We start from the raw sequence: 23,860 nt of genomic DNA, 5'->3' as shown, positions 1-23,860 counted from the left end.
CCGGTCGATCGTGGCTCAGTCGATCGTCAGGTGCAGCAGGGCGTTCTCGACCACTTCGGTGAGCGCCGGGTGGATCCAGTACTGGCCGCGCGCCATCGTGTGCGCGTCCAGTCCGAAGGACATGGCCTGGACGAGGGGCTGGATGATCATCGAGGCCTCGTGGCCGAGGATGTGCGCGCCGAGGATCCGGCCGGTGTGCTGCTCGGCGATGATCTTCGCGAAGCCGAGGACGTCCTCCATCGCCCACCCGTAGGCCGTCGACCCGTAGTGCTGGACGGCCGTCACGACGGCCGCCCCCTTGTTCTCGGCGTAGGCGAGGGCCTCGTCCTCCGTCATGCCGACGGACGCCGCCTGCGGGTGGGAGAACACGGCGGCCGGCACGAACCGGTGGTCGCTCGCCCGCAGCGCGTCGGGATGGAGCAGGTTGTGCGCGACCGTCTTCGCCTCGTGGTTGGCGACGTGCTTGAGCTGGTAGGGGCTGCTCAGGTCGCCGAGCGACCAGAGTCCCTCCACCGGCGCCCCGTCGCGCAGGACGCGCTGGAACTCGTCCACGGCGAGGCGCCCGTCCTCGTGCACGTCGAGCCCCGCCTCGGACGCCCCCAGGCGGTCGGTGTTCGGGGTGCGGCCGATGGCCACGAGCACGGCGTCGACCTCGAGTTCGACGACCCCGTCCGCGCCGCTGAGCCGGGCGGTGACGCTGCCGTCGTCGTTGGCGCTGATGCCTGTGACGTCGGTGCCCAGCCGGAGGTCCCACTGCTGCGCGGCCTGCTCGGTGAAGGACGCGCTGACGGTCGCGTCGAGGTGGCGGAGCATGCCGGCGGAGCGGACCGCGAGCGTCACCCGGGTGCCGAACGCCCCGAACACGTGCGCGAACTCCGCGGCGATGTAGCCTCCGCCGATGACGAGCAGGCGCTGCGGCCGCTCCTCGAGGCGCATCACGGTGTCCGAGGTGTGCACCTGGGGCAGGGTGATGCCGGGGATGTCCGGGAGCACGGCGCGGGAGCCGGCGGCCAGGACCAGCTGGTCGGCGGTGATGACGTCACCGCCCGGGGTCTCGAAGGACTTCTCCCCCGTCAGCCGCACGTACTCCTCGACGAGGGTGACGTTCGGGAGCTCGTCGGCCCGGTACGTCCTCCCGCTCCGGGAGATGGTGTCGATCCGGGTGAAGATGCGGTCCCGGATGTCCTGCCAGCGGACGCCGTCGAGGGTGAGGTCCACGCCGAGCCGGGAGGACTCCCCCGGCGCGGAGGCCAGTCCCGCGGGGTAGACGAACATCTTCGTGGGGATGCAGCCGACGTTGAGGCACGTGCCGCCGAAGGTCCCGCCGTCGACGAGCACCACCTTGCGGTCGTCCCATTCCGGCGAGATGAGCGTGTTGCCCGAGCCGGAGCCGATGATCGCGAGGTCGTAGTGGGTCACCCCCGCAGTCTAGCCGCGCCTGCGCGCCGGCCGGGGCCCGGGTCAGGACGCGGAGACCACGAGCAGCAGATCACCGCCCTGCGCGGGTGCGACGCCGGTGAAGGCCACGCGCTGGACCGTGCCGGCCACGGGGGTCGTGATGCTCGCCTCCATCTTCATGGCTTCGATGGTCGCCACCGTGTCCCCCGCGGCGACGGTGTCCCCCTCGGCGCGGGTGACCGTCACCGACCCGGCGAACGGGGCGGCGATCTGGCCCGGTGTTCCCGGGTCCGCCTTCTCGGCGGCGGCGACGTCGCTGTCGACGCTCCTGTCCCGCACGCTGACCGGCCGCATCTGGCCGTTGAGCGTGCACATGACGGTCCGCATGCCCTTCTCGTCCGGCTCCGAGACCGCCTCGAGGGTGGCGATGAGCCGGACGCCCTTCTCGAGCTCGATGACGTGCTCCGTGTTGGGCTGCAGCCCGTAGAGGTAGTCGGCGGTGCCCAGGAGGGACACGTCCCCGTAGGTGTCGCGCGTGGCCCGGAAGTCCTTCGCCGGCCCGGCGAACAGCAGCGTGTTCAGGGCGGTCCGGCGCTCGGAGGAGGAGCCGGCCAGCGCTGCCTCGTCCTCGGTGGACAGCTCGACGTCGCGCGGCTTGAACTCGCGGCCCTGCAGCGCCCTGGTGCGGAACGGTTCGGGCCAGCCGCCGGGCGGGTTGCCGAGCTCCCCGTTGAGGAACCCGATGACGGAGTCCGGGATGTCGAAGGCCTGCGGGTTCTCCTCGAACTCGGCCGGATCGGCGTCCCTGCCCACCAGGGCCAGGGCGAGATCGCCCACCACCTTGGAGGACGGTGTGACCTTCACGAGCCGCCCGAGGATGCGGTCCGCCGCGGTGTACATGTCCTCGATGGCCTCGAACCTCTCGCCCAGCCCGAGCGCGATGGCCTGCTGCTTCAGGTTGGACAGCTGCCCGCCGGGGATCTCGTGGCGGTAGACGCGGCCGGTGGGCCCGGGCAGCCCGGACTCGAACGGCGCGTACATGCGGCGCACGGCCTCCCAGTAGGGTTCCAGGGAACAGACCGCGTCGAGGTCGAGGCCGGTGTCCCGCGGCGTGTGCGCCAGGGCCGCGACGAGCGCGGAGGCGGAGGGCTGGCTGGTCGTCCCGGCCAGGGCGGCGCTGGCGACGTCCACGGCGTCGACCCCGGCGTCCACGGCCGCGAGGAGCGTGGCGAGCTGGCCGCCGGCGGTGTCGTGGGTATGCAGGTGGACGGGCACCTCGAAGCGCTCCCGCAGGGCGGTCACGAGCCGGGCGGCGGCGGCCGGGCGGAGCAGTCCGGCCATGTCCTTGATGGCCAGGATGTGGGCGCCGGCGTCGACCATCCGCTGCGCCAGGTCGAGGTAGTACTCGAGGGTGTAGAGCGTCTCCGCCGGGTCGAGCATGTCGGCGGTGTAGCAGAGGGCCACTTCGGCGAGGGCGGTCCCGGTCTCCCGGACGGCGCGGATGGCGGGCTCCATCTGCGTGACGTCGTTCAGGGCGTCGAAGATGCGGAAGATGTCGATGCCGGAGGCGGCGGCCTCCTGCACGAAGGCCGTCGTGACCGCTTCGGGGTACGGCGTGTAGCCCACGGTGTTCCGCCCGCGCAGCAGCATCTGCAGGCAGATGTTCGGGACCTCCCGGCGCAGCGCGTCCAGGCGCTCCCACGGATCCTCGCCGAGGAAGCGGAGCGCGACGTCGTAGGTGGCCCCGCCCCAGGCCTCCACGGACAGCAGCCCGGGCGTCAGCCGGGACACGCTCGCGCCGGCGGCGACGAGGTCGCGGGTGCGGACCCGGGTGGCGAGCAGGGACTGGTGGGCGTCGCGGAACGTGGTGTCCGTGACCGCGACGGCGGTCTGCTCCCGCAGCGCCTTCGCGAATCCCTCGGGACCGAGCTCGAGCAGCCGCTGCCGGCTGCCGGCGGGCGGGGCGTCGGACGTCGTCCCGCCGTCGGCGGCACGCCGGTCCTCGGGAAGGTGCGGCAGCTTCTCCCGCGGGTCGAGGTGTGCGGGACGGGCGCCGTTGGGCTGGTTGACGGTGACGTCGGCGAGCCAGGTGAGGAGCTTCGTGCCGCGGTCGGCGGGCACGCGCGCCGTCAGGAGCTCGGGGCGTTCGTCGATGAAGGACGTCGCCACGTTGCCCGCGATGAAGTCGGGGTCGTCGAGCACGGCCTGCAGGAAGGAGATGTTCGTCGAGACGCCGCGGACGCGGAACTCCGCCAGCGCCCGCCGCGCGCGGGTGACGGCCGAGGGGTAGTCCCGGCCCCGGCAGGTGAGCTTGACGAGCATCGAGTCGAAGTGCGGGCTGATCTCGGCGCCCGCGTAGACGGTCCCGCCGTCGAGCCTCACCCCGGCGCCGCCGGCCGACCGGTAGGCGGAGATCCTGCCGACGTCGGGGCGGAACCCGTTCGCGGGATCCTCGGTGGTGATGCGGCTCTGCAGGGCCGCACCGCGCAGGGTCACGGTGTCCTGGCTGAGGCCGAGATCGGCGAGGCTCTCGCCGGCGGCGATCCGCAGCTGGGACTGGACGAGGTCGACGTCGGTCACCTCCTCGGTGACGGTGTGCTCGACCTGGATGCGGGGGTTCATCTCGATGAAGACGTGCTGGCCGGCACGCTCACCGACCGTGTCCACGAGGAACTCGACCGTCCCGGCGTTCACGTAGCCCAGCGCGGTCGCGAACTTCACGGCGTCGCGATGCAGCGCCTGCCGGATCGAGTCGTCGAGGTTGGGGGCCGGTGCGATCTCGATGACCTTCTGGTGCCGCCGCTGCAGGGAGCAGTCGCGTTCGAAGAGGTGCATCACGTTGCCTGATGCATCCGCGAGGATCTGCACCTCGATGTGGCGCGGCCGGAGGACCGCCTGCTCCAGGAACATCGTGGGATCGCCGAAAGCGGATTCGGCCTCGCGCATCGCGGCCTCCAGCGCTTCCGGCAGCGCCTCCCGTGTGTCCACCCGCCGCATCCCGCGCCCGCCGCCGCCGGCCACCGCCTTCGCGAAGACGGGGAAGCCGATCTCGTCCGCCGCCGCGATCAGCTCCGCGACGTCCGCGCTCGGGCGGGACGATGCGAGGACCGGGATGCCGGCGGCCCGCGCCGCGTCGAGGGCCTTGACCTTGTTCCCGGCGAGTTCCAGCACGTCGGCGGGCGGCCCCACGAACGTGATCCCGGCCTCCGCCGCGGCCCGGGCGAGGCCGGGGTTCTCGGACAGGAAGCCGTACCCGGGGTAGATGGCGTCGCAGCCGGACTCCCGGGCCACGCGGATGATCTCGTCGACGTCCAGGTAGGCCCGGACCGGGTGGCCCTCCTCGCCGATGAGGTACGCCTCGTCGGCCTTCTGCCGGTGGATGGAGTTCCTGTCCTCGTGGGGGAACACCGCGACGGTCTTCGCTCCCACCTCGTGTCCGGCGCGGAAGGCGCGGATGGCGATCTCGCCACGGTTGGCTACCAGAATCTTCGAGAACATCGCACTCCTGCATCCTTGCCGGTCGGGTTCTTCAGGCTGGATCGATCCTACCCGTGGGGCCGCACCGGTCCATGCCGGTGCCGCCATGTGGACGGGCGCCCCGGGGCCCGCCGTCCAGGCGCCGGGCCGCGCCACTCTATGATGGACGGGATCACAAGGACATCGGGCTGCCCGCGCGGCCCGGGGACGGGTATGGGTTCCGCACGTGCAGGTAGTCAGCATCAGCAGCCTCAAAGGCGGCGTCGGCAAGACGTCGATGACCCTGGGGCTGGCTTCGGCCGCATTGGCGGCAGGCATCCCGACGCTCGTCGTCGATCTCGATCCGCACGCCGATGCGACCACCGGACTCGGCGTCAGGCCCTCCGGCCAGAGCGATATCGGGCACCTGCTGAAGAACGCGCGACGCGCGGACCTCGGCGCGAACACCGTCCCCAGCGGCTGGGTGGCGACCGCCGCGCAGCAGCCGGGCGCCCGGCGGCCCACGCTCGACGTCGCGATGGGCTCCGCCTACTCGGGGATCTACGATCGCCCCGATCTGGGCCGACGCGACCAGCAGCGCCTGACCTCCCTCCTGTCCCGCGTCGAGGGCTACAGCCTCGTGCTGATCGACTGCCCGCCGTCGCTCAACGGACTCACCCGCATGGCCTGGACCGCGAGCAACAAGGTACTCCTCGTGGCGGAGCCCGGACTCTTCTCCGTGGCGGGGACGGAGCGCACCATGCGCGCCCTCGAATTGTTCCGCCGGGAATACGCCCCGGACCTGCAGACCGCGGGCATCCTCGCGAACCGGGTCCGCGAGACCTCCCACGAGCACGCGTTCCGCCTCGGCGAGATGCGGCGGATGTTCGGCGACCTGGTCCTGAGCCCCACCATCCCGGAGCAGGCCAACTGGCAGCAGATTCAGGGCGCCGCGCACTCCGTGCACCACTGGCCCGGGGATTCTGCGCAGCGTGCGGCGTCCTCCTTCGACGAGCTGCTGCTCAATGTCGTGGACCCGGCCAGGATGCGCAGCCGGACCGCACGACGGTAGGCGCCGGCCGTCCTGGCCGACCGGCGGTGCTCACGCGGCGGGACGGCGCCGGCGGTCAGCTGATCTTGCGGGTGGCGCGGCGCTTGCTGAGCTCGTCGCCCGGGAACTCCTGGTCCGCCGCGTGCTCGCTGGGCAGGGCGGCGAGACTTCCCTCGACCTCGCGCCACACACGGCCGACGGCGATGCCGAAGACTCCCTGCCCGCCCTGGACGAGGTCGATCACCTCGTCGGCGGAGGTGCATTCGTAGACGCTCGCCCCGTCGCTCATGAGGGTGATCTGGGCGAGGTCCTCGACTCCGCGTTCGCGGAGGTGCTCGACGGCGGTGCGGATCTGCTGGAGGGACACCCCGGTGTCCAGCAGGCGCTTGACCACCTTGAGGACGAGGATGTCGCGGAAACCGTACAGGCGCTGGGTGCCGGAGCCGGAGGCCCCCCGGACGGCCGGTTCGACGAGTCCGGTCCGAGCCCAGTAGTCCAGCTGGCGGTAGGTGATGCCCGCAGCCTTGCAGGCGGTGGGGCCGCGGTAGCCGGCGTCCTCGTCGAGGACAGGGAGGTCTTCGGTGAACAGCAGGCCCTGGGCGCTCTCCGGGATTCCGGTGCCTGACGGGCTGGCTGCCTTGCCGGCGTCACCCTTCGGACTCACGTGCTGCCTCCTCGTCGGGTTCCCCTGGACGTCTGCTGATCAGCCGGAACCGCAGGAGGTGCACTCACGTGCACCCCGGGTCCGCCACGCGCGCAGTGGGAACTGTATTCTTCGACGTTAGATCGCGCGACGGGCAAGGTCAAAGACGAGAGCCCTCAAGAATTGCCGTGTCGTCGGCGGCCCGCGGAAAGTCGCGGGAGCGGCCGGCCGACGTCGGGAATCTCACCGTTCGAAGTCCTCGGGCTCCACGTCGGCGAGGAACTCCCGGAACTGGAGGACCTCCTTCTCGGCGGTCGCCTCGGTCTCGCCGTCGCCGGCTTCCTCGGCCTCCGCCTCCGCGATCTCGACGCCGGCCAGGGCCAGCACCTCGTCGGCGCAGAAGATGGGGCACGGGACGCGCAGCGCGACGGCGATGGCGTCCGACGCGCGCGAGCCCACCGTCACCCCGTCGGCGAAGACGAGTTCCGCGTGGTAGACCGTGTCCTCCACCGAGATGATGCGCACCTCGGTGATCCGCTTCCCCGCCGCGGCGACGACGTCGACCAGCAGGTCGTGCGTCATGGGCCGGGGCGGGACGATGCCCTGCTGGACGAAGGCGATCGCGCTGGCCTCGGGGGCCCCGATCCAGATGGGCAGGTGCCGCTCCCCCGCGATCTCGCGCAGAAGGACCAGGGGCTGGTTGGACGGCAGCTCGATCCGCACGCCGACGACTTCTACTTCGATCACGGGGTCCCGCCTAACTGTCCATCCGGGCTATGTGGCTGTACACCAGGGCGCTGTGGAGGCCGAGGCAGAGTTCGCTGATCTCCCGCGCGGTCTCCGCGGCACGGGCCTTCGAGGCGACGTCCCTGCGCGAGGCCACCGGGGCGACGACGCTCTCGACGAGCCCCAGCTCCCGGTCCGCCGCCGCACGGAAGGGCCGCAGGTGGCGGGGTTCGATGCCGTGGCCCTCGAGCTGCACGCAGGCGCGCGTGATCTTCAGGGCGTGCTCGTCGAAACGGTTCTCGACGGCGGTGATCAGGCCGAAGCTCACGAGGTCGTCGACGAGCCTGCGCGGCGCTCCCGCCTCCGCGGCCAGGGTCTCCGCGGTGAGCCGTCGGGCATGTCCCTGCAGTTCGCGGGAGAGCTGGTCGGAGACCACCCGGGGGGCGAGGGTCATCCCGCCGGGCAGCGACTCCGGACGCTCCCCGCGGTCGATCGCGTCGACGTAGTCCTTGATCACCTTCAGGGGCAGGTACTGGTCCCGCTGGAGCGCGAGGACGAAGCGGAGCCGCTCGACGTCGTGCGAGGCGTACTTCCGGTACCCTGCCCGCGTCCGCTGCGGCGCGATCAGGCCCTTCTCCTCGAGGAACCGGATCTTCGACGCCGTGACCTGGGGGAATTCCTCGGCCAGCTCGCGCAGGACCTCGCCGATGTTCAGGACACCGGCGCCGGAGGGACCGGGAACGACGCCGGACGGATGCCGGGCGGGTTGGGAGGCAGGCATGAAGCGGACTACGCCTGCGCTGCGGTGTGCCGGTCGTCCTGGCCGGGGTTGGTGCGCGCCGCGTAGAAGGTCAGGCGGAACTTGCCGATCTGCACCTCGTTGCCGTTGCGCAGGACCACGCTGTCCACGCGGTCGTTGTTGACGTACGTGCCGTTGAGGCTGCGCGTGTCGACGACCATGAACCCGTTCTCGGTGCGGCGGAACTCGGCGTGCTGACGTGACACCGTCACGTCGTCGAGGAAGATGTCCGCGTTCGGGTGGCGGCCGGCCTTTGTGACGTCCTCGTCCAGCAGGAACCGTGCACCGGCGTTGGGGCCGGAGTGGGCGATCAGCAGTGCCGAGCCGGCGGGAAGTGCCCCGACGGATGCGTGCTCCTCGCGCGTCAGGTGCCGTTCCAGGGCGGTCTCCTCGACCTGCGGGGGCAGGCCGATGGTCGTTGTCTCAGGAGATGTCATGTTCGGCTCTTCTCCGTTTCCGGCTGGGTTCACGTCGGGCACCATGGTCTTTCCTCCACCTACTGCGCGATGGACCGGCGTGACGCCGACCATACTGTCCCTGCCTTTGCGAGGTGGATCTAGCCTACCTGCTGCGAGTAGTCGGCTGAACTCAGCAGATCCTGGACGACCGCCGGGTCCGCGACCCTGATCTCGAGCAGCCAGCCCTCGCCGTAGGGATCGGAATTGACCAGGGAGGGATCGTCGTCGAGCGCCTCGTTGCGTGCCACGACCTCGCCGGACACGGGGGCGTAGATGTCGCTGACGCTCTTGGTGGACTCCACCTCGCCGATGACGTCCGAGCCGGTGACCCCGGTGCCGGCTTCGGGCATCTGGACGTAGACGACGTCCCCGAGGGCGTCCTGCGCGAAATCGGTGATGCCCACACGGACCGTGCCGTCGACGGCGGGCTCACTGACCCACTCGTGCTCCGCGGTGTAGTAGAGGCCGTCTGGAATGCTGCTCATGGTTGCCTTTCGGTCGCGGAGTGGATCGGCGGCGGCGCGAGGCGCTGCCCGGTACAAGTACTGGTCGAGTATAGGCACAGAGGGCTGTGCGGTCCCGCGCCGACCGCGGACCGTGCGCGGCGCCGGGACGTTCGGCCCTTCTGTGCCGGCGGCCGCCGGTGAAGACTCTTCTGCGCGGACCGACGGAAGGTACGGGTATGAAGACACTGGTCGTGTACGAATCGATGTTCGGCAACACCCGGAGGATCGCCGAGGCCATCGCCGACGCCCTCCGGCCGTCCGGCGAGGTCACGGTGACGACCGCGAGCGACGCCCCGGTGCAGCTGTCCGGCTACGGCCTCGTCGTCGTCGGTGCGCCGACCCACGGCCACACGCTCCCGCAGGCATCGTCGCGTCAGGAGGCCGCCTCCTGGGCCGAGGACCGCGAACGGGACCTGACGCTCGAGGAGGACGCCCTGGAGTCCGGGATCCGGGAGTGGCTGGAGCGGATGACCCTGACGGCGTCGGAGCCCCGCTTCGCCGCCTTCTCGACGCGGGCGGACATGCCGCGCATCTTCGCCGGCGATGCCACGGCGGCAATCCGGCGGAAGCTCCACCGCCGCGATCTTCCCGTCGACGCGCACGAGGACTTCCTCGTCGATCGCGGGAGCCACCTCCTGCACGGAGAACAGCAGCGCGCCCGCGACTGGGCCCTGACGCTCGTCCCCGTGCCCTCCCGTCAGGAGTGAGCGGGACCTCCCGTCGGGAGTGAGCGGGACCTCCCGTCAGGAGTGGGCCGCGAGCTCCTCCCCCATGGCCCGCGCGAACTCCGCCCCGGGCACGCGTGCCGCATCGAAGTGGACGCCGCAGCGCAGGCGGCCGCCGTACGAGACCGCGGCGACTCCGAGGCGGACGTTGGCCGCGAGCACGGCGACGGGCCAGATCGCGGTCACCGGCGCGCCGGCGAGCCGGAGGGCCCGCGTCGGGCCGGGGACATCGGTGACGAAGCCGGCCACCAGGTGCTGGCGGCGGCCGATACGGTCCAGGATCCGCGCGCCGAGGGGCCCGCGCAGGAACTCGAGGGTGCCCTGCTGCCGTGCCTGCACCTTGTCGGCGCGGGTCCCGACGGCGAGAAGGCGCAGGCGCTCCACGGGATCGGGTTCACCGAGCGGCAGCCGCGCGAGCATGATCCCCACGTGGTTGCCCGACGCTCCTCCGCGGCGCAGCGCCACCGGGACCGACACGGGCAGGACGGCCGGGATGTCCTCACCGGCGGCAGCGAGGGCCGCCCGGTAGCCCGACGCCACCGCAGAGAGCAGGGCGTCGTTCACCGTGGCCCCGACGGACCGCGCGCGGGCCGCGACGGCAGCGAGGTCGGCGTCGAGGAAACGGACCCCGTGCTGCGCGCTGCGTTCGCCCAGGAACACCGTCTCCCCGACCTCCCGGCCGGTAAGGGTCTTGCGGATGCGGCGCAAGGCGACGACGCCCCGACCGAGGGCACCGGGCAGGTCCCGCTGCCGGCCGGGCGACGCGGGACCTGCACCGGGCGGCGCCGCCCCGGGTGAGGAGTCCCCGCCCGGGTCGAAGAGCTGCTGCACGATGGACACCGCCTCCAGTCCGTCGGCCAGCACGTGGTGGAGGCGCAGCACCATCCCCACCCCGTCCGCGCTCGCCCCCGGGACGAGCAGCAGCTCCCACAGCGGGCGATCCCGTGGGAGGGAGTGGCTCATCAGCTGCCCGCACAGGCGCTCGAGCCCGCCCGGTCCCGCCACGGCGTCGACCACACGCACATGGTGGCGGAGATCCGGCGACGCCTCGGCCCACCGGTGCCGGCGGCCCTCCCCCGTCGTGAGCAGGCGCAGCTGCGGTATCGAGGTGATCCGCTCGCGGAGGGCGGTACGCACCTCCTCCAGGTCGGGGACGCCGTCGTCCCCGACGAATCCGCCCGCCGCGAGCACGCCGGCGACGAGGAACACGTTCACCTGCCCGGCGTGGTCGAGCACGAGATTGGCCTCGTCGACGGGGGCCAGGCGCCGACCCGCCGTGATCGTCGTCACCGCGGGAGTCCGGCCGCCTCGGCCCGACCGGCCCGCAGGTGGCGGAGGTGGATGACGAGCGGCACCATCCCGATCACGGCGAGGCCCGCGAAGAAGGGCACCGCCGCCCGGGAGGCGAAGGGCGTGTCCGGGTCCGCCGCCGCCCCGAACCACTGGTCGGTGGCCACACCGACGCCCTCGAGCACCAGCAGGACGAGCAGGGCCCCGACCACGAGCCGGCCGAGCGGGCGATCCGTCCACAGCCACCACGAGGACACCAGCAGGAGCGGGAGCCAGACGGCGAGGTCCTGGACGAAGACCGGGTTGGTGGTCATGCCCGACCCGTCCAGGAAGGCGTGCGGGGCATCGCTGAGGCTCGCGCCCACGACGATCCGCAACCACGCCAGCGCGTTGAGGGCGGCGACGACGGCAGCGTACGCGGCGATGGCCCGCGCCGGCAGGCGCTCGTCGAAGCGGGCGTTGAACTCCTCCAGGTCGATCCGGCGCATCAGCGCGGCCGCGGACCAGAGTGCGAGGGAGAACATCGCCACGTAGGCGAGGAACAGGCTGTTGAAGGGGGTGCCGAACAGGAACAGCACGGCCTGGTAGATGATGTAGGCCACCGTACCCAGCCACACCACGAGCGCCCGGCCGGAGTGCCCGGACGCGGAGGTCAGGGAGGCGATGGACATCGAGGCGAACAGCAGCGGGACGGCGAGGACCATCAGCACGAGCGCTGTTCCCCGCAGGTTCCCCTGCGTCACGGCCGGCCCCGACAGCACCCCGGGGAGGAAGAAGGACGTGGCGGCGGCGAGCAGCGTGACCGCACCGAGTGCGACGGACAGACCGCAGGCGGCCCCGGGGCGCACCACCGGTACGGGGCGCGCTGCGTCCGGCTGCAGGAGACCAGGGCCCCGTCGCCGGCCGGGGAGATCGGCGGAGGTGCTGGCCGGAATGCCGTCCCCTGCGGTCCCCCCGGCGACGGCGGACGGTTGGTCGCTCTTCATGGGTCGATCCTCGTCCGCGGCGCGAGGCCGGCCTAGGGCCGAGAGTCCCCGAGGAAGCCCTGAAAACACGGAACGCCCTCCCGAAGGAAGGCGTTCCGTGGCCGATGCCCGAGGACATCGCATGGTCGGGATGACAGGATTTGAACCTGCGACCCCTTGACCCCCAGTCAAGTGCGCTACCAAGCTGCGCCACATCCCGAACGGCCTGTCCAGCAGGCCAAACCACTCGGATAACACTACAGCATCGCGGCGCGGAACCGCACACCGGGAGGGGCGTTAGCGCTTGCGGCTGCGCTTCTCGCGCACGCGCATGCTGACCTCGATGGGCGTGCCCTCGAAACCGAACGTCTCCCGCAGGCGGCGGGTGATGAAGCGGCGGTATCCGGGGTCCAGGAAACCCGTGGTGAAGAGCACGAACTTCGGCGGCCGGCTCGAGGCCTGGGTGCCGAAGAGGATGCGGGGCTGCTTCCCGCCGCGCACGGGGTGCGGGTGGGCGGCGACGAGCTCCCCGAGGAACGCGTTGAGGCGTCCCGTCGGGATCCGGCGGTCCCAGGACTCGAGCGCGACGTCGAGGGCGGGCACGAGGCGGTCCTTGTGCCAGCCGGTGAGCGCGGAGATGTTCACGCGGGGGGCCCAGTCCACGTGGGCGAGGTCCTGGTCGATTTCGCGCTCGAGGTAGCGGCGGCGTTCGTCGTCGAGCAGGTCCCACTTGTTGAAGGCCAGTACGATCGCGCGTCCGGACTCGATGGCCAGGTTGAGGATGCGGACGTCCTGTTCGCTGAGCACCTCGTCGACGGCGAGGAGCACGACGGCGACCTCTGCCTTCTCGAGGGCGGACTGGGTCCGCAGGGAGGCGTAGAAGTCCGCGCCCTGCTGCATGTGGACGCGACGACGGATGCCCGCGGTGTCCACGAAGCGCCAGGTGCGTCCGCCGAGCTCGATCATCTCGTCCACGGGGTCGCGCGTGGTCCCGGCGAGCGGGTCGACGACGACGCGGTCGGAGCCCGCGAGCTTGTTCAGCAGCGAGGACTTGCCCACGTTGGGCCGGCCGATCAGCGCGATGCGGCGGGGCCCGCCCGAACGTTCGATGCCTCCGTGCTCGGAGAACTCGGGGAGGATCGTGTTGATGTGGTCGAGCATGTCGGCGGTGCCGCGGCCGTGCAGCGCGGACACCGGCCAGGGCTGACCGAAGCCGAGCCCCCACAGCACCGAGGCGTCGGCCTCGTTCTGGATGTCGTCCACCTTGTTGGCCACGAGGATGACGGGCCTGTTCTTGCGGCGCAGCATGCGCACCACGGCCTCGTCGGTCGCGGTGGCGCCGACGGTGGCGTCGACGACGAACAGCACGGCGTCCGCCATGTCGACGGCGATCTCCGCCTGGTCGGCGACGCGCGCGGCGATCCCCTTGGCGTCCTGCTCCCAGCCGCCCGTGTCGACGAGGGTGAAGTTCCGTCCGGACCACTGGGCGGGGTAGGAGACGCGGTCGCGGGTCACGCCGGGCGTGTCCTCGACGACGGCCTCGCGGCGGCCGAGGATGCGGTTGACGAGGGTCGACTTGCCGACGTTCGGGCGGCCGACGATGGCGAGCACCGGGTTCATCCGGCCATCGGCCTCGTCGTCGAAGGCCTCGTCCTGGCGGGCCAGGAGCGCGGCGTCCTCGTCGTCGAGCTCGTAGTCCTCGAGGCCCGCACGGAGGGACGCGGCGCGCTGCTCGGCCTCGGCGTCGTCGAGGGTGTCGAGCAGTGCGCCGACCTGGTCCTCGCCGCTCGGCTCGTAGTCCTCGTCGGCTCCGGGGCCCTGCTCCGTCGCGTCCGGCGAAAGGTTCTCGCTCATCTGGTATGTCCTTCGGTTGGTGTTCACCGTCTCCCGACGGCAATCCTGGTGGGCTCGCGCCCGGAATCCTGTGGTGGTGTCCCGGGGCGGGACGGTCAGTGCGCCACCGTGCGTACGATGCCGAGGACCGCGGTCACGGTCTGCTCGAAGTCGAGCTCGGAGGAGTCGAGCGTGACGACGCCGTCCGCCGCCTGGTGGAACTCGACGACGGTCGAGTCCCGGGCGTCCCGCTCGGTGACCTGGCGCTTGAGCTGGGCGTCGGTCTGCGTACCGCCGAGCTGGTCCCCGCGCCGGCGCAGGCGTGCCTCCTCGCTCGCCGTGAGGAGGATGCGCACCTCGGCGTCGGGGGCGACGACGGTGGTGATGTCCCGCCCCTCGGCGACGATGCGGTGGCCGGCGCCGGCGATCAGTGCGCGCTGGCGCCGGATCAGCTCGGCCCTGGCGCCCAGGGTGGTGGCGACGGCGCTCACCGCGGACGAGACCTCGGGCTCGCGGATGGCGGCCGTGACGTCGTCGCCGCCGACGGTCACCGATTCGCGGTCCGGGCTGGTGCTGATGAACAGCTCGATGTCCCGTGCCGCGGCCTCGACCGCGGCGCTGTCCTGGAGGTCGATCCCCTGCGCGACGCAGTGGAGTGTGACCGCGCGGTACATGGCCCCCGTGTCGAGGTACGCGGCACGGAGCCGCCGGGCCACCTCCCGGCTGACGCTGGACTTGCCGGAACCGGAGGGCCCGTCGATCGCGACCACGAGGGACTTCCCGAGCCGGAAGCCCGAGTACGGGATGGACGGCGAGGACTCGCCCCTCGCCTCGGGACCCGGGATCTGGGAAACTGCTGAAACCTGCGTCACTGCACTACCTTCCAGCCCCGCTGCGTCAGGGACTCCGTCAGTTCTTGTCGTTTGCCCGGGAGAACCGACAGCTCGGCGCGGCCGACCTCCCGCCCGGGAGAGTGTTCGAGGCGGAAGTCCTCGACGTTGATGCCGGTGTCACCGATCTCCGTCAGGAGTTTCGCGATTTGCCCGGGCACGTCGTCGACGAGCACCGTCAGGCGCGCGAAGGAGTTCGGCGGCGTCCCGTGCTTGCCGGGCACCCGCGCCTGGCCGGCGTTCCCCTCGGACATCAGCTGGGCCATGTCGAGCCGGGACCCGCCGCCCGTCGGATCCTCGAGGGTACCGATCAGGCGGTTCAGGTCCTCACGGACGCCGTACAGGATCTCCACGAGACGCCCGGCGTTGGCGGAGAGGATCTGCACCCACAGGCGCGGATCGCTCGCGGCGATCCGCGTCACGTCCCGCAGCCCGTTGCCCGCGAGCGAGAGCGCCTGCGCCGGCGAGTCCTGCAGCCTGCTCGCCACGAGGGAGGACACCACCTGCGGCAGGTGCGAGATGAGCGCCACGGCCTGGTCGTGCTCCTCGGCGGACATCCGCGCGGGCACCGCCCCGAGATCGACGGCGAGCCGTTCGGCGCACAGGACGGCCTCGGCGGAGCTGTCGTCGCCGCAGAGCACCCAGGGAGCGCCCAGGAAGAGTTCCGCGCGGGCCGCGACGGGCCCGGAGGTCTCCCGGCCGGCCATGGGATGCGTCCCGACGTACCGCGGCAGGTGCTCCGCAGCGCCCGGGGTCGCTTCGAGTTCGCGGAGGATCGCCTCCTTCACGCTGCAGATGTCCAGCACGACGGCGTCCGGGTAGTCCCGGAGCGCGGCCGCCACCACCCGCGCGGTGACGTCGGGAGGAGTCGCGACGACGACGAGTTCCGGTGCCGGCTGCTCCCCCGCGACCTGCACCTCCGCGAGGATCCGGCCCGCGCCGATGTCGCGCGCCACCGCCTCGGTGGAGGGCGAGCTGTCGGACAGGACGACGTCGAGCCCGCGGGCGCGCAGGCCCAGCCCGATACTGGCACCCAGCAGCCCGGCCCCGACGACGAGGACCGGTCCGGTCAGGTGCGTGCCCTGCTCCGTGCGCGTGGTCATGGGCTAGAGGCCCACCGATGCCAGCAGGTGCCCGACCTCCTGGCGTCCGAGCACGCGGATGCTGCCCTGGCGCTGGTCCCCCACCCGGATGGGTCCGAGCTGGGTGCGGACGAGGCGCTCCACGGGGTGCCCGACGGCGTCGAAGAGCCGGCGGACCACCCGGTTGCGGCCCGAGTGCAGCACGACCTCGACGAGGATGTGGCCGGGTGTCGAGTCGACGAGCTTGAAGGAGTCGACCTTCGCGACGCCGTCCTCGAGTTCGATGCCCTCCTTCATCTGCGCGCCGATCCCCTGGCCCATCGGGCCGCGGACCTGCACGAGGTAGGTCTTCGGGACCTCGTAGGAGGGGTGGGTGAGGCGGTTGGTGAGCTCGCCGTCGTTCGTGAGCAGGAGCAGGCCCTCCGTCTCGGCGTCCAGCCGGCCCACGTGGAACAGCCGCTCGTTCTTGTTCTTGTTCTTCAGGAAGTCGCTGATGCACGGGCGGCCCTCGGGGTCCTCCATGGTGGAGACGACGCCGCGGGGCTTGTTGAAGACGTAGTACTTGAGGTTCTCGTCGAGCTGCAGGCGGATACCGTCCACGTGGATGGCCACCTGGGCGGGGTCCACGCGGACGCCGAGCTCGGTGACGACGGTGCCGTCCACCTCCACGCGGCCGTCGAGGATCATCTCCTCGCAGACGCGGCGTGAGGCGACGCCGGCGAGGGCCATGACCTTCTGCAGGCGGACACCCTCCGGGTTGTGCACGTCGACCTCGTCGGCGGGACGGCTGGCACGCTTCGGCTTCGCGGGCCGGACCGGGCCGAGGTTCTGCCCGAACCGCTCGCGGCCGAAGGGCCTGGGCCCGGCCGGCTTCTGCCGGCCCGCGCCCTTCTGCTCCCCGCGTCCGCCGGTCGCGGCCCCCGGACGGCCGGGCTTGCCGCCGGCGCGGCCTCCGGTCTTCGCACCGAAACGGGTCGACGGCGTGCCGGCGGAGGGCCGACCGGCGGCCGAGAGGGCGCGGCCGTCGGCGGAGTCGCGACGCTCACCCGTGCCGGGGGTGCGGCCCTCGGCGGAGCGGCCGTTCTCCCGCGAGGGGCGCGGGTCGTTCCGGGAGGGGCGGGCCTCGCCCGGACGGCCCCCACGATCGGAGCGCTCGGAGAAGGGACGGCCCTCGCCGGAGCGGCCGCCGCCCTGCGCCGAGCCGGTCCGGGGGGCGGACTTCCTGGCACGGGCAGCGTCGGATGGGCGCCCGGCCGACCCGCCGCGGCGCGGCGTATTGCGTCCGGAACCGGATCCTGGCTGCTGTGTCATGGTGAAAGTCCTTCTCGTCGGTCGTGCTCAGTACGTCGTTTCGTCATACTCCCCCAGGCTCTCGAGGCCCGGCAGATGGGGAGCGATCCGGGGCAGTTCGTCGACGCTGCCCAGCCCCAATCTTTCCAGAAAGAGGGACGTGGTCCCGTAAAGGACGGCACCGGTCTCCGGATCGGTCTCGAGTTCGGCGGCCAGTCCGCGCTGCAGCAGCGTGCGGACCACGGAGTCGACATTGACGCCCCGGATCGCGGATACCCGGGCCCGGGACACGGGCTGGCGGTACGCGATGACTGCCAGGGTCTCGAGCGCCGCCTGTGACAGGCGGGCCGATTGGCCGTCGAGCACGAAGTCCGCGACGACGGAGGCGAAATGCTGCCGCGAGAAGATGCGCCACCCGCCGGCGATGTTCCTGAGTTCGAAACCGCGCGGCACGGGCTGGTCGGCGCCCTGGGAGCCTGACCCAGTATAGCCGTCATACTCCCGCTGCAGGTCCACGAGCACCGCGCGCACCTCTCCGGCCGGCCGGTCGAGCGCTGCGGCGATCTGCTCCTCGGTGACCGGATGGTCCGTGACCATGAGGATCGCCTCCACCGCGCCCCGCAGGCCGCCGGGCAGCTCCTCGACGGGGACGCCCTGCCCGTCGGGTGGCACCTCCCCGGTCATGCCACGCCCCGCTCGTCGTCGCCCGTGTCCGCGCCGGCCGCACCCTGCCCGTCCCCGGCACGCCACCGCACCACGAGTTCGGACAGGGGTGCGGTCTGCTCGAAGGAGATGGCCCCGTCACGGAACAGCTCCAGCAGGGCGAGGAACCGGACCACGAGCACCAGCCGCGATGCGGCGCCCTCCGTGAGCTGCCGGAAGGACAGCGCGCCCCGGCCCTGCAGGAGCTCCTGCAGGAGCAGGGTCTCCTCGCGCACGCTCACGGCCGCCGCATGCAGGTGCCCGAGGCCCACCTCGGCGGGCGGTTCCTCACGCGGCTCGAGCACCCGGGCGGCGATGGCCGCGAACTCCTCGGGAGAGTGCCGCCAGACGAGGTCGGGGAGGAGCCGGGTGAACTGCGGCTCGAGGGGCACCTCGCGCGGGTGGCGCGTGTCCTCCTCCTCCAGCCGGGCCGCGAGATGCCGGGCCATCTCCTTGAAGGCCCGGTACTGCAGGAGCCGGGCGAACAGCAGGTCGCGGGCCTCCAGGAGTGCGACGTCGTCCGCGTCCTCGACCGCACCGGCCGGCAGGAGGCGAGCGGCCTTCAGGTCCAGGAGGGTTGCCGCGACCACGAGGAACTCGCTCGCCTCGTCGAGCCTGAAGTCGCCGTCGGCCGCCTGCATGCGGCGGATGTGGGCGATGAATTCGTCCGTGACCTGGGCCAGGGCGATCTCGGTGATGTCGAGCTCGCGTCGGGAGATGAGGTTCAGCAGCAGGTCGAAGGGTCCGCTGAAGTTGGTCAGCTGCACCGCGAAGACCGGACGGGCCGCGGCCTCCGCGGGTGTCCCGGCCACCGGGGCGGCCGCCACGGGCACCACCCTAGCGGGACCGGGAGGATCCGGAGGGCGCCTGCACTACGGTGCTCCGCCCCTGCTGATGAGCTCCTTGGCGAGACGGCGGTAGGCGTCCGCGCCGGAGTGGTTGGCCGCGTAGGAGGTGATGGGTTCGGCCGCCACCGTCGCATCGGCGAACTTGATGGTGCGCTTGATGACGGTCTCGAAGACCTTGTCGCCGAAGGCCTCGACGAGGCGCGCGATGACCTCGCGGCTGTGGAGCGTCCGGGCGTCGTACATGGTCGCGAGCACGCCGTCGATCTGCAGCCGCGGGTTCAGGCGGTCCTGCACCTTCTCGATGGTCTCGACCAGCAGGGCCACCGCGCGCAGCGCGAAGAACTCGCAGATCAGCGGGATGATGACGCCGTGCGCCGCGGTGAGCGCGTTCACGGTGAGCAGCCCCAGCGACGGCTGGCAGTCGATGAGGATGACGTCGTAGTCGTCCGAGACCTTGCGCAGCGCGCGGTCGAGGACCTGCTCGCGGGCCACCTCGTTGACCAGCTGCACCTCGGCGGCGGAGAGGTCGATGTTGGCGGGCAGCAGGTCGATGTTCTCGATCGCGGTGTGCTGGATGGCGTCCTGGATGGAGACCTTGCGGTCCATGAGGACGTTGTAGACGGTGACGTCGAGCTCGTGCGGGTTCGTGCCGAGGCCGGCGGAGAGGGCACCCTGCGGATCGAAGTCGACCAGCAGGACCTTGCGGCCCGCCTCGGCGAGCGCGGCGCCGAGGTTGATGGTGGACGTCGTCTTGCCGACCCCGCCCTTCTGGTTCACCATCGCGATGACCCTCGCCGGGCCGTGCGCATCCAGGACCGTCGGCTCCGGGAAATCCGTCACGGGGCGGCCGGTGGGGCCCAGTTCCAGGTCCGCCGGGCTGGGCAGGGTCGTTGAACCCTGGTCGCTACTCACGTATGTCTCCACGCTTCCATCAATGTCGGTGCAGGCCGGCCCGGCATCGCACAGGGCCGCGTTTCTCTAGGTCAACGGTACAACGCCGAGGGCGGCCGTCGTGAAGATCGGCGTCGAAGGGGGACGAGCCTTCATCCTCCACCTGAGGTCGAAGGCTGGTCCCGCGGACGGGGTCCCCGCCCGCGGGACGCCGACGGCGACGGCCGGGGTGCCCGGTCCGTCGCCGTCGGTCCTTCTCGTGCGGTTCCGCCTGCGATCCGTCGCCTCGCCCGGCGGGGTGCCCCGCCGGGCGACGGTCAGCGTGCGGCGGGCGCTGCCACCGCGGCGTCGGTCTCGAGGGCCGAGCTCCGCTCGACCGAGTCGACGGGGGCGTCGTCGTTGTCGAAGCGGTGGTCGGTGCTCATGGTCGCCTCGTCGAAGGGTTCGCGACCCTCGAGGACCTCGTCCACCCGGGCACGGTCGATCTCCCGGGTCCAGGTGCCGATGAGGACGGTCGCGACGGCGTTGCCGGTGAAGTTGCTGAGCGCGCGCGCCTCGGACATGAAGCGGTCGATGCCCACGATCAGGCCCACGCCGTCGACCAGGTCGGGGCGGTGGGACTGCAGCCCGCCGGCGAGGGTGGCCAGGCCGGCGCCGGTGACGCCCGCCGCACCCTTGGAGGCGATGATCATGAAGACAAGCAGCGAGATCTGCTCGCCGAGGGCCAGCGGCTTGCCGAGCGCCTCGGCGACGAACAGGGAGGCCATCGTCAGGTAGATGGCGGTGCCGTCGAGGTTGAAGGAGTACCCGGTGGGCACGGTGACGCCGACGACGGGCTTCGAGACGCCGAGGTGCTCCATCTTCGCGATCAGGCGGGGCAGGGCCGCCTCGGAGGACGAGGTGCTGAAGATCAGCAGGTACTCGCGGCCGAGGTACTTCATGAGCTTGAAGATGCTGACGCCGGTGACGAGCTTCAGCAGGCCGCCCAGGATGATCACGATGAACAGGACGCAGGTGACGTAGAAGGCGACCATGAGGGTGGCCATGCTGATGATGGCCTGCACGCCGGTCTCGCCCACGACGGCGGCAATGGCGCCGAAGGCACCGATCGGCGCGAGCCACATGATCATGACGAGGATGCGGAAGACGAGCGCCTGGATGTGCCCGATGCCCCGGAGGATCGGGCGGCCGGCTGCCCCCATCTTCTGCAGCGCGAAGCCGACGAGGAGCGCGACGAACAGCGTCTGGAGGATGCTCGGGCCGGTCAGGGCGGAGAGCAGGGTGGTCGGGATGATGCTGAGCAGGAACCCGACCGTCCCGCCCTCGCCGCCCTCGGCGGACTCCGGCACCGTGTACGTCGAGGACGAGATGTCCAGGCCCTCACCCGGCTGGATGAGGTTGCCGACGACGAGGCCGATCGCGAGCGCGAAGGTCGACATGAGCATGAAGTAGCCGAGCGCCAGTCCGCCCACCTTGCCGACGGTCGCGGCCTTCGCGATCGAGCCGACCCCGAGCACGATGGTGCAGAAGATGATCGGGGCGATCATCATCTTGATCAGGTTGATGAATCCGGTGCCGAGGGGCTTGAGGGCCTTGGCGAACTCGGGGGCGACGAGGCCGAGGACGGCTCCGAGGATCACCGCCGCGATGACCGCGATGTACAGGAAGTGGGTCCTGTCGACCCGCTTCCGGGGTTGTGCCGGTCCGCTCTCGGACCGCGCCGTCGTCATGGCCATGCTGTTCTCCCTTGGTGTCGGCCGCCCGGCGGGCACCGGCGGGAAGGTCGTTCTTCGTCCGCGGGGGTCTGGCCAGGAAGCGTAGTGTTGAGTCGTTCCTCCCCATCGTGCCGGTGCGAGTGACCCGGATCACGATTGCGTTCATACTGGTCATGGTCGTGCGGGGCTGGGGACCAATCTCGGAAGGAGCGGGGAACCGCGTGAGTCGATGGAGCCTCGCCCGCCAGTTCTTCGTCGCGCAGCTCGCGTTCATCGTGGTCCTCTCCGCGTCCCTGTCGGTGGTCCTCTACCTCGACGCCGCCCGCGGCGTGGACGACGCCGCGGCCGAGCGGATGGTCGCGGTCTCCACGTCGATCGCCCTCGAGCCCGCCGTCCTGGCGGCCGTCCAGGGCCCGGATCCCTCGGCGACGCTGCAGCCCTATGCGGTCGAGGTGATGGACCGCCTGGGGGTGGACTTCATCACGATCATGGCGACCGACCGCACGCGCTTCACGCACCGCAACCCGGAGGAGATCGGCGGGCCCTATCTCGGGTCCGTGGACGAGGCCCTGGCCGGGAGGACGCACTCGGAGACGTATGCCGGGACCCTCGGCCCGTCCATCCGCGCCATCGTCCCCGTCGTGGACGACGCCGGGACCGTGCGGGCGATGGTCGCCTCGGGCATCACCGTGGACCGGGCCGGCATCGCGCGGAATGCGCAGCTCCCGCTCGTCGCCGTCGTCGCCCTGGGCGCGCTGGCCCTGGGAGGCCTCGCGTCGTTCCTGCTCAGCCGTCGCCTCCGGGACGCGACGCTGGGCATGGGGCCGGCCGAGCTCTCGCGCACGTTCGTGTTCTACGACTCGGTGCTCCACTCGGTGCGGGAGGGGCTGCTCCTGACCGACGCGGCCGGGCACCTCGTGCTCTACAACGACCAGGCGGCCCGGCTCCTCGGGCTCGACGGATCGCAGGACCCCGTGGCGGCGTCGCGCCTGGCGGTGCCGCCGTCGCTGCGCCGGCTGCTCGCCTCGGGCCGGCGCGCCGTGGACGAGGTGCACCTCACGGACTCCCGCGTGCTCGTGGTCAACCAGGAGCCCGCGGTCCCGCCTGCTCCCCCGGGCCGGACCGCCCCGGCCCAGGGCGCCCTGGGCACCGTGACGACCCTGCGCGACCACACCGAGATCGAGGCGCTGACGGGCCAGATCGAGACCATGCGGACCCTCACCGACGCGCTGCGCTCGCAGACGCACGAGCACGCCAACCGCCTGCACACCATCGTCTCGCTGATGGAACTCGGCAGGGCCGACGAGGCCGTGGACTTCGCGACCCGGGACCTGCAGCAGTCGCAGCGGTTCACGGACGAGGTGGTGGACGCCGTGGACGCGCCGTTCATCGCGGCACTCCTGGTCGGCAAGGCGGCCCAGGCCCACGAGCGCGGGATCGAGCTCACCTCGGACATCGCCTCCGACGCGCAGGCGGGCTCCCTCGATCCCGTGGACCTCGTGACGGTGATCGGGAACCTCCTCGACAACGCGTTCGACGAGGCCGCCCGCTCCGGGGAGCCCCGCGTCGGTCTCACCGTGCGGCGCGTGGACGATGGCGCCCCGACCCTCGAGATCGTGGTGGAGGACAACGGCAACGGGCTGCCCGACTCCGAGAAGGGGAGGATCTTCGACTTCGGCTACAGCACGAAGGAGCCGCGCGGGGCGGCGGACGGGACGCCCGCGGGACGCGGCATCGGCCTCACCCTCGTCCGCCAGGCGGTCCGGCGCTTCGCCGGGTCGATCGACGTGACGGACACGGACGACGGCGGTGCACGGTTCACGGTCCGGCTGCCCCTCGCGCACCGGACCGCCGGGCGGGTGGGCGGATGAGCGTCATCCGCGTCCTCGTCGTGGAGGACGACAGGATCGCTGCGGACGCCCACGCCGAGTACGTCCGCAGGCTCGAGGGGTTCGAGCTCGCGGGCATCGCGCGGAGCGGCGCGGAGCTCGCGGCCTTCCTCCGGCTGGGGGGTGAGGAACCGGGGCGCGGCGCGTCCGCCGTCGACCTCATCCTGCTCGACATGAACCTGCCGGACGCGCACGGGCTGGACATCATCCGCCGCCTCCGCGGTCTCGGGCTCCCGGTGGACATCATCGCGATCACCGCAGTACGGGACCTGCAGGTGGTGCGCTCGGCGATCTCCTCCGGGATCGTGCAGTACCTCATCAAGCCGTTCACCTTCCCGGCGTTCCGGGAGAAGCTCGACGCCTACCGGGACTTCCGCCGCAACCTCGTGGAGCAGGCCTCGGCCACCACGCAGGAGGAGGTGGACCAGGCCTTCGCGTCGCTCCGGCCGGCCACCGTGGCGGCCCTCCCGAAGGGCCTGTCGGCGGAGACCCTGCGCGCCGTCTCGGGGGTCCTGAAGCAGTTGCACGAGCCCACCTCCGCCGTCGAGGTCTCCGAGGCCCTGTCCATGTCCCGGGTCACGGCACGGCGGTACCTCGAGTACCTCGCCGACCGGAAGTCGGTCCTGCGGACGCCGCGCTACGGCACCCGGGGCCGCCCCGAGTTCGAGTACACGTGGGCGCGGACCCCGCCGGGGCGGTAGCG

General features: G+C 71.7%; 21 protein-coding genes and 1 tRNA gene. 4 read left to right on the top strand and 18 right to left on the bottom strand.

Features of this window, described 5'->3' with window-relative positions; translation table 11 throughout:
* Positions 1-15: 15 nt before the first annotated feature.
* Both ACSGDB_RS00190 and ACSGDB_RS00185 read right to left on the bottom strand, forming a co-directional pair.
* On the bottom strand, positions 16-1,419 hold the full coding sequence (locus ACSGDB_RS00190; RefSeq protein WP_434991865.1) for a mycothione reductase: 1,404 nt from the start codon (positions 1,417-1,419) through the stop codon (positions 16-18).
* 42 nt (positions 1,420-1,461) lie between these two features.
* Positions 1,462-4,896, bottom strand: a complete 3,435-nt coding sequence (locus ACSGDB_RS00185; protein WP_434991863.1) for a pyruvate carboxylase — start codon at positions 4,894-4,896, stop codon at positions 1,462-1,464.
* A 205-nt stretch (positions 4,897-5,101) separates the two neighbouring features.
* Here ACSGDB_RS00185 and ACSGDB_RS00180 point away from each other — a divergent pair, with 205 nt between their 5' ends.
* Entirely contained in the window at positions 5,102-5,926 is an 825-nt protein-coding gene (locus ACSGDB_RS00180; RefSeq protein WP_434991862.1) for a ParA family protein, read from the top strand.
* A 55-nt stretch (positions 5,927-5,981) separates the two neighbouring features.
* Here the strand turns inward: ACSGDB_RS00180 and ACSGDB_RS00175 are convergent, their stop codons facing one another.
* The 5 genes from ACSGDB_RS00175 to gcvH form a co-directional block, all read right to left on the bottom strand.
* On the bottom strand, positions 5,982-6,569 hold the full coding sequence (locus ACSGDB_RS00175) for a MerR family transcriptional regulator (protein WP_434991860.1): 588 nt from the start codon (positions 6,567-6,569) through the stop codon (positions 5,982-5,984).
* A 222-nt stretch (positions 6,570-6,791) separates the two neighbouring features.
* Complete coding sequence (locus ACSGDB_RS00170; RefSeq protein ID WP_434991859.1) at positions 6,792-7,295, bottom strand: bifunctional nuclease family protein; 504 nt, start codon at positions 7,293-7,295, stop codon at positions 6,792-6,794.
* A gap of 10 nt (positions 7,296-7,305) precedes the next feature.
* Positions 7,306-8,055: a transcriptional regulator FtsR gene (ftsR, locus tag ACSGDB_RS00165; protein ID WP_434991858.1), complete on the bottom strand. Its 750-nt coding sequence runs from the start codon at positions 8,053-8,055 to the stop codon at positions 7,306-7,308.
* Between the two features lie 8 nt (positions 8,056-8,063).
* The gene (locus ACSGDB_RS00160; protein WP_434991857.1) at positions 8,064-8,555 is read right to left on the bottom strand and encodes an FHA domain-containing protein; all 492 of its coding nucleotides are present in this window, start codon (positions 8,553-8,555) and stop codon (positions 8,064-8,066) included.
* A 74-nt stretch (positions 8,556-8,629) separates the two neighbouring features.
* Positions 8,630-9,016, bottom strand: coding sequence for a glycine cleavage system protein GcvH (gcvH, locus tag ACSGDB_RS00155; RefSeq protein WP_434991855.1), 387 nt, complete (start codon positions 9,014-9,016; stop codon positions 8,630-8,632).
* A gap of 197 nt (positions 9,017-9,213) precedes the next feature.
* On the opposite strand from gcvH, the gene ACSGDB_RS00150 reads away from it, so the two are divergent.
* Positions 9,214-9,744 (top strand): flavodoxin domain-containing protein, encoded by a 531-nt coding sequence (locus tag ACSGDB_RS00150; protein ID WP_434991853.1) that lies wholly within the window; start codon positions 9,214-9,216, stop codon positions 9,742-9,744.
* Positions 9,745-9,780: 36 nt separating this feature from the next.
* On the opposite strand, the gene ACSGDB_RS00145 is transcribed toward ACSGDB_RS00150, so the two are convergent.
* The 11 genes from ACSGDB_RS00145 to ACSGDB_RS00095 all read right to left on the bottom strand — a co-directional run bounded on the left by ACSGDB_RS00145 (position 9,781) and on the right by ACSGDB_RS00095 (position 21,289).
* Positions 9,781-11,052: a wax ester/triacylglycerol synthase domain-containing protein gene (locus tag ACSGDB_RS00145; RefSeq protein ID WP_434991851.1), complete on the bottom strand. Its 1,272-nt coding sequence runs from the start codon at positions 11,050-11,052 to the stop codon at positions 9,781-9,783.
* Positions 11,049-12,038, bottom strand: coding sequence for a hypothetical protein (locus tag ACSGDB_RS00140; protein WP_434991849.1), 990 nt, complete (start codon positions 12,036-12,038; stop codon positions 11,049-11,051). Before ACSGDB_RS00140 ends, ACSGDB_RS00145 begins: the two co-directional genes overlap by 4 nt.
* A gap of 122 nt (positions 12,039-12,160) precedes the next feature.
* Positions 12,161-12,237, bottom strand: a tRNA-Pro gene (locus tag ACSGDB_RS00135).
* Positions 12,238-12,314: 77 nt separating this feature from the next.
* Positions 12,315-13,871, bottom strand: coding sequence for a ribosome biogenesis GTPase Der (der, locus tag ACSGDB_RS00130; RefSeq protein WP_434991848.1), 1,557 nt, complete (start codon positions 13,869-13,871; stop codon positions 12,315-12,317).
* Between the two features lie 95 nt (positions 13,872-13,966).
* The gene (gene cmk / locus ACSGDB_RS00125) at positions 13,967-14,656 is read right to left on the bottom strand and encodes a (d)CMP kinase (protein ID WP_434991908.1); all 690 of its coding nucleotides are present in this window, start codon (positions 14,654-14,656) and stop codon (positions 13,967-13,969) included.
* Positions 14,657-14,718: 62 nt separating this feature from the next.
* Positions 14,719-15,843, bottom strand: coding sequence for a prephenate dehydrogenase (locus ACSGDB_RS00120; protein WP_434991847.1), 1,125 nt, complete (start codon positions 15,841-15,843; stop codon positions 14,719-14,721).
* Positions 15,844-15,846: 3 nt separating this feature from the next.
* Positions 15,847-17,133, bottom strand: a complete 1,287-nt coding sequence (locus tag ACSGDB_RS00115) for a pseudouridine synthase (protein WP_434991845.1) — start codon at positions 17,131-17,133, stop codon at positions 15,847-15,849.
* Positions 17,134-17,160: 27 nt separating this feature from the next.
* Complete coding sequence (gene scpB / locus ACSGDB_RS00110) at positions 17,161-17,796, bottom strand: SMC-Scp complex subunit ScpB (protein WP_434991843.1); 636 nt, start codon at positions 17,794-17,796, stop codon at positions 17,161-17,163.
* A complete protein-coding gene (locus ACSGDB_RS00105; protein WP_434991841.1) occupies positions 17,793-18,641 on the bottom strand; it encodes a segregation and condensation protein A in 849 nt (282 codons plus the stop codon). Before ACSGDB_RS00105 ends, scpB begins: the two co-directional genes overlap by 4 nt.
* Positions 18,642-18,686: 45 nt before the next feature.
* On the bottom strand, positions 18,687-19,574 hold the full coding sequence (locus ACSGDB_RS00100) for a ParA family protein (protein WP_434991840.1): 888 nt from the start codon (positions 19,572-19,574) through the stop codon (positions 18,687-18,689).
* Between the two features lie 296 nt (positions 19,575-19,870).
* Positions 19,871-21,289 (bottom strand): cation:dicarboxylate symporter family transporter, encoded by a 1,419-nt coding sequence (locus tag ACSGDB_RS00095; RefSeq protein WP_434991838.1) that lies wholly within the window; start codon positions 21,287-21,289, stop codon positions 19,871-19,873.
* Between the two features lie 200 nt (positions 21,290-21,489).
* Between ACSGDB_RS00095 and ACSGDB_RS00090 the strand changes: the two genes are divergently transcribed.
* Positions 21,490-23,139, top strand: a complete 1,650-nt coding sequence (locus ACSGDB_RS00090) for an ATP-binding protein (RefSeq protein ID WP_434991837.1) — start codon at positions 21,490-21,492, stop codon at positions 23,137-23,139.
* Positions 23,136-23,858, top strand: a complete 723-nt coding sequence (locus ACSGDB_RS00085; RefSeq protein WP_434991835.1) for a response regulator — start codon at positions 23,136-23,138, stop codon at positions 23,856-23,858. The genes ACSGDB_RS00090 and ACSGDB_RS00085 overlap by 4 nt, the downstream gene beginning before the upstream one ends.
* The last annotated feature ends 2 nt before the right edge of the window (positions 23,859-23,860 follow it).

It is taken from the genome of Arthrobacter sp. Ld5 (assembly GCF_051172775.1).
Taxonomy (GTDB): Bacteria; Actinomycetota; Actinomycetes; order Actinomycetales; family Micrococcaceae; genus Arthrobacter_D.
This window is presented reverse-complemented; position numbering and strand designations above follow the sequence as displayed.